The sequence below is a fragment of the Thermostichus sp. OS-CIW-20 genome (genome assembly GCF_054061455.1).
Map to the genome: position 1 here is coordinate 35,966 of NZ_JBSSEF010000019.1, position 13,622 is coordinate 49,587.

Annotated in this window: 11 protein-coding genes; 2 read left to right on the forward strand and 9 right to left on the reverse strand. The window is 62.2% G+C overall.

The window, feature by feature from the left end; genetic code table 11:
* Nucleotides 1-162 precede the first annotated feature (162 nt).
* Nucleotides 163-690, forward strand: a complete 528-nt coding sequence (locus ACVWXC_RS08275; RefSeq protein WP_457410468.1) for a ribonuclease H family protein — start codon at nt 163-165, stop codon at nt 688-690.
* A gap of 96 nt (nt 691-786) precedes the next feature.
* Complete coding sequence (locus tag ACVWXC_RS08280) at nt 787-2,433, forward strand: DUF3352 domain-containing protein (protein WP_457392033.1); 1,647 nt, start codon at nt 787-789, stop codon at nt 2,431-2,433.
* A gap of 21 nt (nt 2,434-2,454) precedes the next feature.
* Here the strand turns inward: ACVWXC_RS08280 and ACVWXC_RS08285 are convergent, their stop codons facing one another.
* From ACVWXC_RS08285 to dnaK, 9 genes are all read right to left on the reverse strand, one after another.
* On the reverse strand, nt 2,455-3,192 hold the full coding sequence (locus ACVWXC_RS08285; RefSeq protein WP_414390766.1) for a response regulator transcription factor: 738 nt from the start codon (nt 3,190-3,192) through the stop codon (nt 2,455-2,457).
* Between the two features lie 64 nt (nt 3,193-3,256).
* On the reverse strand, nt 3,257-4,036 hold the full coding sequence (locus ACVWXC_RS08290; protein ID WP_011429685.1) for a sensor histidine kinase: 780 nt from the start codon (nt 4,034-4,036) through the stop codon (nt 3,257-3,259).
* Between the two features lie 95 nt (nt 4,037-4,131).
* The gene (locus ACVWXC_RS08295; RefSeq protein ID WP_240527721.1) at nt 4,132-5,655 is read right to left on the reverse strand and encodes a sensor histidine kinase; all 1,524 of its coding nucleotides are present in this window, start codon (nt 5,653-5,655) and stop codon (nt 4,132-4,134) included.
* Nucleotides 5,656-5,754: 99 nt separating this feature from the next.
* A complete protein-coding gene (locus tag ACVWXC_RS08300) occupies nt 5,755-6,741 on the reverse strand; it encodes a pentapeptide repeat-containing protein (protein WP_168173637.1) in 987 nt (328 codons plus the stop codon).
* 398 nt (nt 6,742-7,139) lie between these two features.
* A complete protein-coding gene (locus ACVWXC_RS08305; protein ID WP_457392028.1) occupies nt 7,140-8,660 on the reverse strand; it encodes a hypothetical protein in 1,521 nt (506 codons plus the stop codon).
* Nucleotides 8,661-8,794: 134 nt separating this feature from the next.
* Nucleotides 8,795-9,886 carry a ribosome small subunit-dependent GTPase A gene (rsgA, locus tag ACVWXC_RS08310; protein WP_457392025.1) on the reverse strand — a complete coding sequence of 364 codons (1,092 nt, stop codon included), beginning with the start codon at nt 9,884-9,886 and terminating at the stop codon, nt 8,795-8,797.
* Nucleotides 9,883-10,146 carry a sulfurtransferase TusA family protein gene (locus ACVWXC_RS08315; RefSeq protein WP_011429679.1) on the reverse strand — a complete coding sequence of 88 codons (264 nt, stop codon included), beginning with the start codon at nt 10,144-10,146 and terminating at the stop codon, nt 9,883-9,885. Before ACVWXC_RS08315 ends, rsgA begins: the two co-directional genes overlap by 4 nt.
* A complete protein-coding gene (gene dnaJ / locus ACVWXC_RS08320) occupies nt 10,143-11,327 on the reverse strand; it encodes a molecular chaperone DnaJ (protein WP_011429678.1) in 1,185 nt (394 codons plus the stop codon). Before dnaJ ends, ACVWXC_RS08315 begins: the two co-directional genes overlap by 4 nt.
* A gap of 116 nt (nt 11,328-11,443) precedes the next feature.
* Entirely contained in the window at nt 11,444-13,252 is a 1,809-nt protein-coding gene (gene dnaK, locus ACVWXC_RS08325; RefSeq protein ID WP_011429677.1) for a molecular chaperone DnaK, read from the reverse strand.
* Nucleotides 13,253-13,622 lie beyond the last annotated feature (370 nt).

Here is a 13,622-nt window from a genome sequence, read left to right on the forward strand (position 1 = left end):
ACCTCAACACACCACTCCTCCCCCAGCTTTTCTGGGGGTTTTTATTCGCGCTGTTTGGCCAAATAACTCGGCTTCTGATGCCTCTACAGGCTTATGCTGCCGGTAGCGCGAAAAGATACTTTTCCAGCCACGACGGCGCCGACAGGCCCTCCAGGGGGTAGAATGCAGTTGCCGGTGTCGGCTAGGGATCCCATCATGGCCAAGAGCTTACGTCCGGGCAACCGCCAAGTAGCACCTCCCCCACGGCTGGCCGATTGCCCTCCTAGTGGCATTTTTACCGACGGGGGCTGTTCCCCCAATCCAGGGCCAGGGGGATGGGCGGTGGTGGTGGTTGAGGATGACCAGATTGTGGATGAGTTTTACGGAGGGGATCCCGCCAGCACCAACAACCGTATGGAATTGACCGGCCTCATTCGGGCTTTGCAATATTGTCGCGACACCCAGAGCAACAGCATAGACACCATCTACAGCGATTCCCACCTTTGCGTACAGACCTACAACGATTGGATGGAGCGCTGGGCAGCGCAGGGGTGGCGGCGGCGCACGGGGGAAAACTTGGATCTGGTGCAGGAGCTGTATCAACTCAAGCAGCAGTGCCCGCAGGTGCGGGTGGCCTGGATCCCGGCCCATCGGGGTCTGCGCTGGAACGAATATGTGGATGAGCTGGTCGCCCGCGCCCGACCCAAGTAGCTGATTTATTTCGATACTTCGGTGAAGGCCTGGGATCACAGACAGGGGCTAAGTCCATCGCCTATGCTCAAGAGGACGGCTCGTTGCAGGTGGGGTATGCAGGCCCAACTTTATCGTCGCTCTCGTCCGCTCTCCCTGACGTTGATGGCGGTGGGGAGCTCTTGGCTTTTGGGATCCTGTCAGCTCAGGGCACCCCAGGTGCAGTTGCCTGGCGATGTTCTGCCCGAGACGGCGCTGGTTCCCCAATCGGCACCTCTGGTGCTGGCCCTTTCTACCAAACCGGAAGAGTCGCTCCGCACCCACCCTGACCTTTTGGCCCGTTGGGAAAGCTGGACGGCAGAAGCTTGGGCCAGCACTGGCCAGGAGTTTTCTCGGGAAGAGATGCAAGCTTGGGCCGGGGATCACTTTACGCTGGCGGTGGTGATCCCCAATTTGGTGCCAGGGGCGGCGGAGCCGGTGCCTGGGATCCTGTGGGGAGCCAGCACCCGCAACGCTGATTTGTCTGGGCAATTCTTGGCCCAGGTGCGGCAACAGGCAGCAGCAGAAGGGGCCAACTTCGAGCAGCGCCAGGAGCAGGGGGTCACCCTCTATGTGCAAACCAACGGGGAGCCGGGCGAGCGGTGGGTGACTGCTGAGTTTGGCAACCGTTTTGTGGCGGTGGCCAACGACCCAAGGGTGATGCAGCAGGCGATTGCTGTGTATCGCGGCGAAGCAGAGCCGATTGGCCGCTCCGAAAGTTTCCGCACCGCCGTTGGCGATCTCTACCAGAAGCCGGGCACCCTGGCTTTTGCCTACTTCAATTTCCAGGCCCTCCACGACGACCCCACATCCTTTAAAGATTGGATGCCGGATCTAGATCCGGAAGAGCTGGGATCCCTGCAGCCGCTGCGCTCTCTGGCCATGGCCGCCCACTGGCGGGAGCAGGGCCTGCAGATGCGCATGCTCACCCAACTGGATCCCCAAACCCCGCTGCTGGGCAAGTGGCAAACCGCCCGGGGCGAGCTGATCCGGCGGCTGCCCGGCAGTGCCCTGGCGGTGATCACCACCCAGCAGGTGGCCCAGCGCTGGCAAGCGGTTGTCTCTGAACTGGAAAAGGATCCCCAGGCCAAAGAGTTGCTGGATGAGCTGCGGGCCGAGTTCCGGGCCAATACCCGCCTGGATTTGGATCAAGACCTGATGGCTTGGCTGGACGGGGAGATGGCCCTGCTGGTGGCGCCCGATGCCCAGGCCCACCCCTTCTTGCAGGGCATGGGGGCGGCTTTGCTCGTCGAGAGCAGCCAAAAAGATAAGGCCAACGCAGCTCTGGCCCAGTTGGATCGGCTGGCCCAAGAGTCGGGCGCGCGAGTAACAGAAGCCGAGGGCCAGGTCACCTGGGCGGATCCCTTGTTTAAACGTCCGCTCTTGGTGCGGTCTTGGGAAGGCAACTACCTGATGGTTACCACCAGCACGGCGGCGCTGCAAACCCTTGCCCAACGCCAGGGCAATTGGATCCCTCAAACCGAGCCGCTGAAGACCCTCTACGAGCAGTTGCCCAAGCCCAACTACGGCTACTTTTTGCTCAACTGGCGCGGCATCCGCACAGTGCTAGAAGCCGCTTTGCCGGGTGGGCTGGCAAGCTTGGAGCCGGAGGCCCGCGAGCTACTGACCCGTATCGATGGGTTGGGGATCACCAGCTACCCCGTCGGAGATCACGCCCTTGGACTGGAGCTGCTGGTCACGGTGCCGCCCAAGCCACAGCCGTAAGAGAGGGGCCGGCGGTGAGGGCTACAACCGGATCAGACCGTAGGTGAGGGCGTAGCGCACCAGCTCGGTGCGGCTGCTGGTGCCCGTCTTGTTGAGGAGGCGGGTGACGTATTTTTCCACGTTGCGCACGCTGGTTTGCAGTTGTTTGGCAATTTCTTTGTTCATCAGACCCTCTGCTACCTTCTCCAACACCTGCTGTTCCCGTGGTGTCAGCTCCACCTTAATCGGTGGGGGTAAAGGAGTTGGGGTGGGGGGCTGAGAGGGAATGGTCGGGGGGAGAGTTCGCTCCGATAGCAGGGCGCGAATCGAGGCCAGCTCGCGGGCCACTACCTCCGAGGGGCTGGCCGCGCGGGAGCGCTCGATGAGATTGGAGACAATGGCCACCAGCTCCTCCGGGTCGAATGGCTTGGGCAAGTAGGCATCGACGCCGGCCCGGTAGCCCTGGATGCGGTCGGCGGTCATCCCCTTGGCGGTGAGGAAGACCACGGGCAGGTGGCTGTAGGGATCGAGTTTTCGCACTTGCGCCAAAAATTGGTAGCCGTCCATGCCCGGCATCATGATGTCGGAAATAATCAACTGTGGCTGCGTCGTGCTGAGCAGTTGCAGGGCTTGCTGGGCATTGGCAGCCGGGATCACCTCAAAGCCGCTGTCTTCTAGATAGGCTTGCACTGCTTCCCGCAAGCCTGGCTCGTCATCCACCAACAAGATGCGGGCCCGTGCCGAGGCAGGTTCGGATTTGGCTTGAGCGGAGGGGGCCATTGTGCAGCTCCTGGATAGCTTTCAAGATTTTGGCTGGAAGAGACATACCTGCTCCATTTAAGCCCTACTGGGCCGTGAGCAATCTGAGGCGGAAGCAGGAGCCCTGGGGGGAGCTTTCCACCTCGAGATCTCCTCCCATTTGGGCGGCCAAGTCGCGGCTGATGGCCAACCCCAGCCCCTGCCCCGGCTTGGAGGGATCGGCGCGAAAAAACGGATCGAAGATCCGCTCCAGGTTCTCAGGATGGATGCCGGGGCCGTTGTCGCAGACGGCGATCCACACCTCCTGGCAAGAGGAGGCGCTTGAGCCTCTCGCTTCCTCGGCGGGCTTGACCTCTACCCTGAGCTGGATATCGCCGGGGGGCGGGGTGTACTTGCAGGCGTTGTCGATTAAGTTATCCAACACCTGGCGCAGGGCGCGGGGATCTGCCAGTACCGGCGGCAGGAAAGGGGGAAGAACGGCCTGAAAGCGATGTCCCTGCGCTTCCGCCAGGGCCTGATAAATAGGGCTCCACTCCCGCAGCAGGTCGGCCAAGGAGAGGGGCCGAAGTTGGAGAGGAGCCGGGATCCCGTCCAAGCGCTCCAGCTCCGCCAGCAGATCCTGCAGATGCTTGCACTCCTGTTCAATGCTCAGGCCAATCCAGTGGTTGCGATCGTCGGGGGGCAGACGCTTTTGCAACAACTTGGCCAGCGTGCTCAGGGCGGTTAGAGGATTGCGCATCTCGTGGAGCAAGGTGGAGAGCTGCTGGGCAGATAGAGTGATCCCCCCGCCAGGCCTGGGATCCCCGCCCCCACAGACGGGCTCAGGCTCTGGGTGAGGTTCGGCAACTTTTTTCGCTCTCGGCATGGATCCCCTCTTTCAACTCTCCTGGAGCAAGCAAATCGATCCTAGCCCCATCCTCCCTGGGATTTGCCACTTCAGACCGGCTCCAGGCCGGCGGACTAGAGCTGGCGGGGTAAGTAGATATTGAGAATTTCCCCTTGCCGAGCCCGATGGCGCACAGTGAGATAGCCCCCCAAAGCTCGGAACAGGGTTCGGGCTACTGGCAGGCTGAGGCTAATGGCCCCGGTATCTGGCTGCACCACCAACAACTGGCCAATTGGCTGAGGGGACTTAAGTTCCAGGCTAGGGGTGTCGCTCCCCTCGGGGGTGTTTACCTGGAACTGCAGCTTCACCAGCTCGCCAGCGCTGAGCAATTGGGCGCGGATGCGGCTGCCAGCGGGAGTACTACGGGCTAGGCGGTCGATAATTCCAAATAGCACCGCCTCCAGGGCTTTGGGATCGCTGACCACATCGGGCAGCTCGGCAGGGATCTCCAACTCCAAGCGGGATCCCCGCCGTTCCACCTGTTCCTGCCAGCGGGGCAGGTTTTGCCGCACCAAGTCCACCAGCGCAATCGGCTCCAGTTGCAACCGACGTCCCTCGCCTGGCGTGGCAGCGGGCATGACCGTTTCTGTGGCCTGGAAAAACAGACCGAAACGGTTGATTTGCTCGGTGCACTCGCGGTCGATCTTCTCCACGTATTCCCGCACCCGCGGTGGCAGGTCGCGCCGCTTCAGGATGAGGCTGACCAAGGTGCGGATGGTGCTGAGGGGCGTCTGGATCTCGTGGATGAGAGCCCGCAACAACTCCGCCTCCGAGAGGCTGCCCGCTTGCTCTGGCTCGGCTTGGGGAGCGGAGGAGCGGCCGTGGGCGGGAGGCTCAGGCGCCGGCGAGGAAGCGGAAGATGAAGAAGCCGGGATCTGCCTTGCTGCTGGTGGCGGTGGAGGCACAGCGGCAGCCTCCTGTTCTGCCCTGGCAGGGGGCAGGCGGGCGGGCGGGGATCCAAACTCGGCCAGGTTACCCAGCAGAAGGAAGCTGCTGAAGCGGGCCAACACCCGTACATGCGGCTGCATCAGGGGATAGTGGCGGGCCAACTCCTGCCAAGCGGCCAGCCGGTCTGGCCTGCCCTGTTGAACCCGTTGCTCCAGGCTCTGCCAGGCTCGTCGGATCACCTCCGGCTCAAAAGAGACCATCATCCCCCTCTGCCGGGTGTGGGGATGGTGACCCTGGGCAGCTACTGCCGAAAAAACAGGGGTGAGCAGCAACAGAAAAGGCTCCTCCACCAGTGGATCCCGCGGCAGGAGAGGGATCACCGTCTGCCCAGGGGTGAGGATTGACTCAGGGGAAAAATCCGGGCTGAACAACCAGGGGGGTTCCCGTGCCGGCTCCCAAGAGTGGCGGGGAAGATGCAGCGCATCCATGGGCAGCGGCAGTTGGGGTAAGGGATCCTGCACCACCCAAGGGGGCCACCAGGAGACCGGCCCCCCGATCACCACGCCAAACTGTCCAACCTCTTGCCATAGCTGGAGCAGGGCTGCCACCGTCTGCTGCCAAGAGCGCTCTCCCGCCCCCGGCAACCATTCTGGCAAGGGTAGAGCGGCCCACAAGGCTTCCATCAAGGACAGAAATCGGCGGCTGTTCACGGATCCCTTTGATCCCACCCTTCCCCTGTAGGCTAGCGGTTGTGGAGCTTCTAGGACAGCGGAAAACCTCACCTTCTCCAGGGCGGATCCCCGTCTTGCTCACCCAATCCGTCCATCTGGCAGAGTCGCCCCGCGCAGGTTGGCTCCCGCGAGGTTGGCGGTGCTGAGGTCGGCGCGGGTGAGGATGGCCTCGCGGAGATCGGCATTTTCCAGGTTGGTGCGGCCCAGATAGGCATCCACCAGGCTGGCCGATCTCAGGTCGGCCCCGGCCAGGTTAGCCCGACTCAGATCCGTCCGCGCCAGCTTGGCCGAGCGCAGGCAGGCGGCGGAAAGATCGGCTCCCGCCAGATCTGCCTCGCTGAGGTTGGCTTCCGCCAAGTTGACCTGGCTGAGCATGGCTTCCTTCAAGTTGGCCCGCCCCATCTGCACCCCCTGTAGGTCCCCGCCCAGAAAGGAAGCTCCCCTCAGGTCGGCGTTGCTGAGGAGGGCCCCGCGCAAACAGGCCCGCTGTAGGTTGGCTCCCTGTAAGTGGGCTCCGATTAAACTGGCCTCTTTGAGATTGGCCCCCCTTAGGTCGGCCCGCGTCAAATCCGCTCCCGCCAGGTTGGCCCCGCTCAGGTCGGCGCGGCTGAGATTGGCGCTGCGCAGCATGGCTGCCCGGCGACTCTCGAAACGGAGATTGGCCCCCCGCAGGCAAGCCCCCCCCAGGTTGGCGCTGGTGAGGTTGGCCCAGCGCAGATCCGCCTCTAGCAAGTTGGCGTCGATCAACAGAGCCAGCGTCAAGTTAGCCCCGTGCAAGTCCGCCCCTTGCAACGTGGTGCCGTGCAAATGCGCATCTCTGAGATCTGCCTCGCTCAGGTCAGCCTGGCTGAGGTTGGCCCCACTGAGATTCGCTCCCACCAAGTTGGCCTTCTGCAGCTTGGCCCGCCCCAGGTAGGCAAAGATCAAGTTGATACCATGCAGGTCGGCCTGAGAAAGGTCTATCCCGATCAAATCCGCTCGGCTCAGATCCAGAGCGGCCAGGTTCTCGCCTGCAAAGTTAACCCGTCCTGCCCGGTACAGTCGGAGCAGATCTTTGGCATCCATTGGCATCCATAGAATCCATGGAAGAGAGCTGATCCCGCGCTCATGGCCATTCTAAAGCGAGACACTGCACTGGAGCGCCAGCATTATCGGCTCTAGGGAAGGCAAAGGACTTGGCCTCGCCGGCGCGACCAAAAAAGTAGGGTGGCCGCCAGGGTAACAGCAGAGCGGTTGGACAGCGCCTTTGAAGGTTCGTTTCGGGACTCCGAAGAATCTCTGCCCTCAAGGGTGAGGAGGGTCAGGGCTTTCGCGCCCGGCGCTGTCTTGGATGTTGGCAGCGGCGAAGCGGCATCCCTCACCCCCCACCCCTCTCCCACTGGGAGAGGGGGGCTGCTCCTACAGCTACAGCTCTCTCTGACTTCAGGCGAGTTGACGGGATCCCAGAATGGCGGGCTTGGTTTTCAAACCAGGCCAAATAGACGGCGCTCTGCCTCCTCCATGCGGGCCAAGAAAGCGGCGAACTTGGTGGAGATCTCCTCGACTTCCTGCAAAAAGGCGCGCAACGTCTGGTACTTGAGAACTAAGGCTTCTTCTAGGGGACGGCTCTGGAACTGTTCGTCCAAGGCCTGGCCCAGCTCGCTCAGGGCATTTTCAATGGCGGTTTTGATCGCGCCAATGCTGCGCCGCACCAAGCGCATCACTTCCTGCTCCAACTGGGGCTTTTGGCGGGCCAGCTCGCTGGTGGCCAGCACCTGCCGCAGAGCGGCATAGGGATCCCCCACCTGAAGCGGCATCTCGGCCATCTCTCCTGGCTGTCCCGCATTGCCGGCGGGCCGCAGCAAACCCCACTCCGACTGCTCCAGCCTACTCAAGATCCCTCTGAACAGGGCAGCGGATCCCTCTACGTCTTTCAGAAGGCCACGCAGCACCTGGTGTTTGAGGCTCAGGTATTGGTCCGGATCCTCGTCCTGCAGCCCTTCGTCCAGGGCGTTGCCCAACTCGCTCAGGGTGTTCTCGATGGTGGCCATCAGGGATCCGGCGCTACGGTGCAGCAGTTGGCGGCAGGGTTCTGGAAGCTCTGACGCCAGAACGGCAGGAGCAGAAAAAGCAGGGGGCTCGGCTGTCGCTTCCCCCTCGTTCGGGCTTTCGGACTCCAGCCAAGTGATGCGGCTGGACTCCGTCCCGCCAGTGCCGACGGCATTTTCCCCATTGAGCCAATCGAGATCGGCGGCGAGAGTCTCGGCAGCTAGCCCCCCACCGGCCATTGTTTCTTGGGACACGTAAACGTAGAGAGGCTGCAGCATCTGCAGCACGGCGTTAGCTGCTTGGCTATCCTGCTCCGGCTCCTGGAGCTGCTGCACCGCCTGTTGCAGCCGCGCTTCCAGCTCCTGCGGGGAGTTGCAGGCGTCGTAAAGGGCTCTGAGCAGCTCGTCGAGACTGTAGCGCCGTAGGGCCGCCAACCCTTGCACCGTGGGCTCTAGCCTGTGGTGCAAAGCCGTGAACAAAACCAGCTTGGCCCGCAAGGGACTTGTCTGCTGCATCACCCCCGCCCGCAACTCGAACGGGTCGTAGTCTTGCTTGTGCAGTTGTAGGCCGCCGTATCTCACAGGTAAGCTGGGCGCAGGCGCCACCCAAGCCGGCAGATCCCCAGATGAAGCAGTCAGAGGGCTGCCGGGATCCGATTGAGACTGGTGATAGAGGAGCTCGAGCTTGCTCAGCAGCAGTTTGGCGACGCGGGCGTATTCAGCCTTCTTGTTGATTTGGCTGATGGCGTCGCGAAAACGCCGGACTAGGTCCTCCAGGGTCGCATGCTCGCGGTAGAGCTGCTCCAGCAGAGCCTTTAGCTCCTCCCCGCTCAGCTTGACAGCGTCGTTTGTCCAAGTGTGGGTGCAGGTGAAGTAAACCAGCTTTTTTACCCGGTCTGCGTACTCGCCCTGCTGCACCTCTTGGACGATAAGGTGAAGGGGATCCGAGAGAGCCATAGGAGCTGCTCAGTGGGAGTTTTAGGCCTTGGGGTTAAAAGGCCGTTTCTGGAGGAGCATGGTCAAGAGGTCCTACCATCATCATGTAAGGAAGCGGCGAAGGCAATCAACCAGGGCCAAAGGCTCTATCCGCCTCAATCCTCTTGCCAGTCTAGGTCGGAATCGGTTAGGATGCGATGGCTCTGCTTACGGCAGGTCAGGTGGTGCCCCTCCCCCCTTCGCTTGAGACCTGGGCAAGCTGGGGCAGAGTTTGCCGCTTGCGCTTCCTGGAGTTCATGTAAAAGCTGTAGGTAAAACCCCCGCCGCTCCCAGTCCAGCTCCCGCAGCCCACAGCCCGGCTCCCGATCGTGCAAGCAATCGCGAAACTGACAGGTGCCCAGCCGCTCCCGCACTTCCGGAAAGCAACGTATTAGCTGCTGAGGGGAAACCGGCGGGATCCCTTCGCCGGCATTGAACCCCGGAGAGTCGGCAATCCAACCCCCCTCTGGCAGAGGGAACAGCTCCACATGGCGGGTGGTGTGCCGCCCCTGGCGCAACTTCTCTGACACCGCTTGGGTGGTCAGCTGAACAGCCGGCAAGAGTCGGTTGAGCAAGCTTGACTTGCCTACCCCTGAGGCGCCAGCCACCACCGAAATCTGATCCCGACAGCGGCGGCGCAGCTCGGGGATCCCTGCCTCAGTAAGGGCACTGACCAATAGAGGCTCATACCCCCACCGCTGCAGACGCTGTCGCCAGCTCTCTGCCACCGCCGCCTCTACACAATCGCACTTGTTGAACACCACCTGAACTCGCAGGTGGCTGGCCTCGGCCTGCACCAGCAGACGGCTGAGGGCGTTGGGCTCGGGCTCCGGCTCGGCCAGGGCCATCACCACCAAGACTTGGGTTATGTTGGCGATGGCCGGTCGAGGCAACTGAGTTCGCCGCGGCAGAATGGCCTCAATTGCCCCCCGCTCCGGCCAGAGAGAGTCGGCAGCCGGCGGTAAGCTAACCTCCACCCAGTCCCCCACCATCACCGACTGCCCCATTTTTTTGAGCTTGGCCCGAGCAGTGCAGAGAAGCTCCGCCGGCATCGGCTTTTGGGCCGGGAAATGCGCCTCGATCTCAGGAAAAAGGGCAGCCAGCTCGGGATCGATGCGCACGCGATAAAAGTTGGCCTGGGCGGCGCGCACCCAGCCAGTGCAAGTGGATCCCTGCCCCTCCTCTTGGACGGCGCTCCGGTGGCTCATGCCAAATTCCCACGGCGTACCCAGAGGATGTGGTGTCCCTCGGGCGCCGCTTGTTGCCCTTCAATGTAATGCCCCGCCATCGTCAGGCTCTTGGGCACCTGCTCCAGAGGCTCTCCTGCATCCAGCCACAGCTCCAGCACCTCCCCCGGCGCCATGCGTTCTAGGCGCAACTTGGCGCGCACGTAGTTGAGCGGGCAGGGGATCCCGCGTTGATCCAGAACCAGCTTCACCTCGTGGGGGGGAATTGCCTCTGCCGTCATTCTTCTTCTCGCTCTCGGTTGCCGGGCATTTGGGCCAGCCCCCGCAACAGCCCGCCCAAGAAACCGTCCCGCTTGTTGATGCGTTCCCCATGCAACTCGGCCAGGCGCATAAGCAGTTCCCGCTCTTCCGAGCTGATGCGGGTGGGAATCTCCACTACCAGGGTGATTTTGTGGTCGCCCCGCAACATCGGATTGCCAAGGCGAGGTACCCCCTTGCCCTCCAGAGTTAGCACCGTACCCGGCTGGGAACCCGCCGGAATGGTCAGCTCCGCCTCTTCCTCCAGGCCCGCCTTCGAGTCCACCGTGGGCACCAAGACTTTAGCCCCCAAAATGGCCTGCAGATAGCTTACCCGCACCTGCGAGAAGATGGTGAGACCATCCCGCTGGAAGTCGGGATCCGGCTCGACGAAGAGGTAAACGTAGAGATCCCCAGGTGGGCCACCGCGCCGACCGGCATCCCCCTCGCCAGAAACCCGCAGACGGGTGCCGCTGTCCACGCCGGCAGGGATGTTGATGCGCAGCTTCTTGGTGGTCTGGGCGAGGCCCTCGCCATTGCAGTTATAGCAGGGCTCTTCCAGCACCCGGCCGGCACCGCCGCAGGTGGGGCAGATCGAGACCTGGGTAAAGTTGCCAAAGGGGGTGCGGGTGGCCCGCCGCACCTGACCAGCGCCGCCACAGGTGGGGCAGACTTTCACATCTGTGCCGGGCTTGGCCCCGCTGCCCCCACAGACCGGGCAGACCTCCAAGTGGCTGATGCGAATTTGCTTTTCGCCGCCGAAGATGGCCTCGAGAAACTCCAATTTCAGGTCAAAGCGCAGGTCATCCCCGCGTACCGGCCCTTGGCGGCTGCGGCTGTAGCCAACTCCCCCTCCCGCAAAGTTGGTGAAGAAGCTCTCGAAAAGGTCGGCGAAGCCACCGATTCCGGCGAAATCCTGGAACCCGCTGGCGGCAGCCGCCGCACCGCTCAGCCCAGCTTCCCCAAAGCGGTCGTAGCGAGCCCTCAGCTCGTCGTCCGAGAGCACCTCATAGGCGCGGTTGATTTCCTTGAAGCGATCCTCAGCCCCTGGCTCTTTGTTGACGTCAGGGTGATACTTGCGGGCCAGCCGACGATAGGCGCGCTTAATCTCTTCCTTGGAGCTATCACGGCTAACCCCCAAGATTTCGTAGTAGTCACGAGCCATAGAAGCGCTTCAGAGAACAAGGATCGAATGACGCCGGAAACACAGCTTGCCGGATGGCCCAGGCAATGCCCCTCTGCCATGCCCCAGAGCTGAGCAAAAGCCTTCGCCGAGTATCCTCAGCGAGTGCCATAGATCTCACTCCCCATCTCTAGGAGCACAGCCCGCAGCTCTTCCATTGCATTCCGTAAAGTCGCTAAGTCTACGTTATCATTTGCCAGCAGCGCCCTCAATGTGCCCGCCGCCTGGGCCCCCCTCTGGAGGCAGATCTCGCTAAGGCGACTGCCGTGCTCCTGCAGGGTCTTCTCGTAGTTGTAGAGCAGGCTGTCCGCTTGGTTGCGGGCTTCCACCAACTGCCGCCGGCGCCGATCTTCTTCGGCGTAGGCCTCGGCTTCCCGACGCATCCGCTCGATCTCGCTGCTGCTCAAGCCGCCGTGGTTGGTGATCTTGATGCTCTGCTCGATCCCCGTCCCCTTCTCGCGGGCGGAGACTTTCAAAATGCCGTTGGCATCGATATCAAAGGAGACTTCGATCTGGGGCACCCCGCGGGGAGCTGGCGGGATCCCGGTTAGTTGAAAGCGGCCCAAGGTCTTGTTGTCCTTGGCCATAGCTCGCTCTCCCTGCAAGACGTGGATTTCCACCATTGTCTGGCCGTCGGTGGCGGTGGAGAAAATTTGGGTTTTGCTGGTGGGAATGGTGGTGTTGCGCTCGATGATGCGGGTGAATACCCCGCCCAAGGTCTCCACGCCAATGGAGAGGGGAATCACATCCAACAGCAGCAGGTCTTTCACTTCTCCGCCTACCACCCCTGCCTGGATGGCTGCGCCAAGGGCTACTGCCTCGTCGGGGTTGACGGAGCGATCCGGGTTTTTTTTGAAGATTTGCCGAATCTTCTCCTGAACAGCGGGAATGCGAGTAGAGCCACCCACCAGCAGCACGCGGTCGATATCCTCAGGGGAGAGGCCGGCATCCCGCAAAGCTTGCTCGGTGGGCTCAACAGTAGCCTCCACCAGATCCTGCACCAACTCCTCGAACTTGGCGCGGGTCAGCTCCACTTCCAGGTGTTTGGGCCCGGAGTCGTCGGCGGTGATAAAGGGCAGGTTGATGAGCGTAACCTGGGTGCTGGACAGCTCGATTTTGGCCTTCTCCGCCGCCTCCCGCATCCGCTGCAAGGCCATGCGATCCCGGGAGAGGTCGATCCCTTCCGTCTCCAAAAACTGGCGGTTGAGCCAATCGACAATTCTCTGGTCAAAGTCATCCCCGCCCAGGTGGTTGTTGCCGGCGGTGGCTTGTACCTCGAACACGCCGCTGCCCAGTTGCAGCACCGAGACGTCGAAGGTGCCGCCACCCAGGTCGAAAACCAAGATGCGCAGATCTTGATCTTGTTTGTCCAGCCCGTAGGCCAGGGCGGCTGCCGTCGGTTCGTTGATGATGCGCAACACCTCCAGTCCGGCAATGGTGCCCGCGTCTTTGGTGGCCTGGCGCTGGGCATCGGTAAAGTAGGCGGGGACGGTGATCACCGCCTGAGTCACCGGCTCCCCCAGATAAGCCTCCGCGTCGGCCTTCAGCTTTTGCAGGATCATTGCGGAGATCTCCTGGGGCGTGTAGGCGCGATCCTGCACCACCACCTCCACCATGTTGTCCCGGCCAGGGATCACCTTGTAGGGGACTCGCTTGCGCTCTTCTTCAGTTTCGGCGAAGGTGCGGCCAATGAAGCGTTTGATGCTGAAGATGGTGTTTTCGGCGTTGGTAACCGCCTGACGCTTGGCCAGTTGGCCCACCAGGCGGACGTTGTTCTTGGCAAAGCCGACGATGCTGGGGGTGGTGCGCCCTCCTTCGGCGTTGGTGATCACCACGGGCTTGCCCCCTTCCAAAACCGCCACGCAACTGTTGGTGGTTCCCAGGTCAATCCCGATGACTTTGCCCATACCCCTCTCTCCCCGTGCGTCAAATCCCAACCCAGGACAATTCCACGGATCTCATAAGAGCATTTTGCCCAGAATCCCGCAGAAACCTTCAGGCGGCGCTTCCGCCTCCGTAGCTTTACTGTAGCCTTTTTGAGGCTATCCCGGCTTTGTTTGTCAAGGTTCAAGTGAGCAAGTTTGGTTAGCTAATCCGCCGTTCGCGCTAGCGGGACGTAGTCCTGGAAGCCCCGCTCTGTACCCCCCTATATCCCAGCCCCCCAGTCCCCCAGCCCCCCAGTCCCCCAGCCCCCCAGTCCCCCCGTATACGGGGGGATATAGGGGGGCGGGCCGGCCAGAGTCAGGATGAGAGGCGGGAGCGTTCAACAGGTACAAT

Excerpts from the sequence above, each read along its gene's own strand:
- ACVWXC_RS08275 (WP_457410468.1), top strand. The coding sequence starts at position 163 with ATGCAGTTGCCGGTGTCGGCTAGGGATCCCATCATGGCCAAGAGCTTA.
- ACVWXC_RS08300 (WP_168173637.1), bottom strand. The coding sequence starts at position 6,741 with ATGGATGCCAAAGATCTGCTCCGACTGTACCGGGCAGGACGGGTTAAC.
- dnaK (WP_011429677.1), bottom strand. The coding sequence starts at position 13,252 with ATGGGCAAAGTCATCGGGATTGACCTGGGAACCACCAACAGTTGCGTG.
- ACVWXC_RS08290 (WP_011429685.1), bottom strand. The coding sequence starts at position 4,036 with ATGCCGAGAGCGAAAAAAGTTGCCGAACCTCACCCAGAGCCTGAGCCC.
- ACVWXC_RS08305 (WP_457392028.1), bottom strand. The coding sequence starts at position 8,660 with ATGGCTCTCTCGGATCCCCTTCACCTTATCGTCCAAGAGGTGCAGCAG.
- ACVWXC_RS08315 (WP_011429679.1), bottom strand. The coding sequence starts at position 10,146 with ATGACGGCAGAGGCAATTCCCCCCCACGAGGTGAAGCTGGTTCTGGAT.
- ACVWXC_RS08280 (WP_457392033.1), top strand. The coding sequence starts at position 787 with ATGCAGGCCCAACTTTATCGTCGCTCTCGTCCGCTCTCCCTGACGTTG.
- ACVWXC_RS08285 (WP_414390766.1), bottom strand. The coding sequence starts at position 3,192 with ATGGCCCCCTCCGCTCAAGCCAAATCCGAACCTGCCTCGGCACGGGCC.
- rsgA (WP_457392025.1), bottom strand. The coding sequence starts at position 9,886 with ATGAGCCACCGGAGCGCCGTCCAAGAGGAGGGGCAGGGATCCACTTGC.
- dnaJ (WP_011429678.1), bottom strand. The coding sequence starts at position 11,327 with ATGGCTCGTGACTACTACGAAATCTTGGGGGTTAGCCGTGATAGCTCC.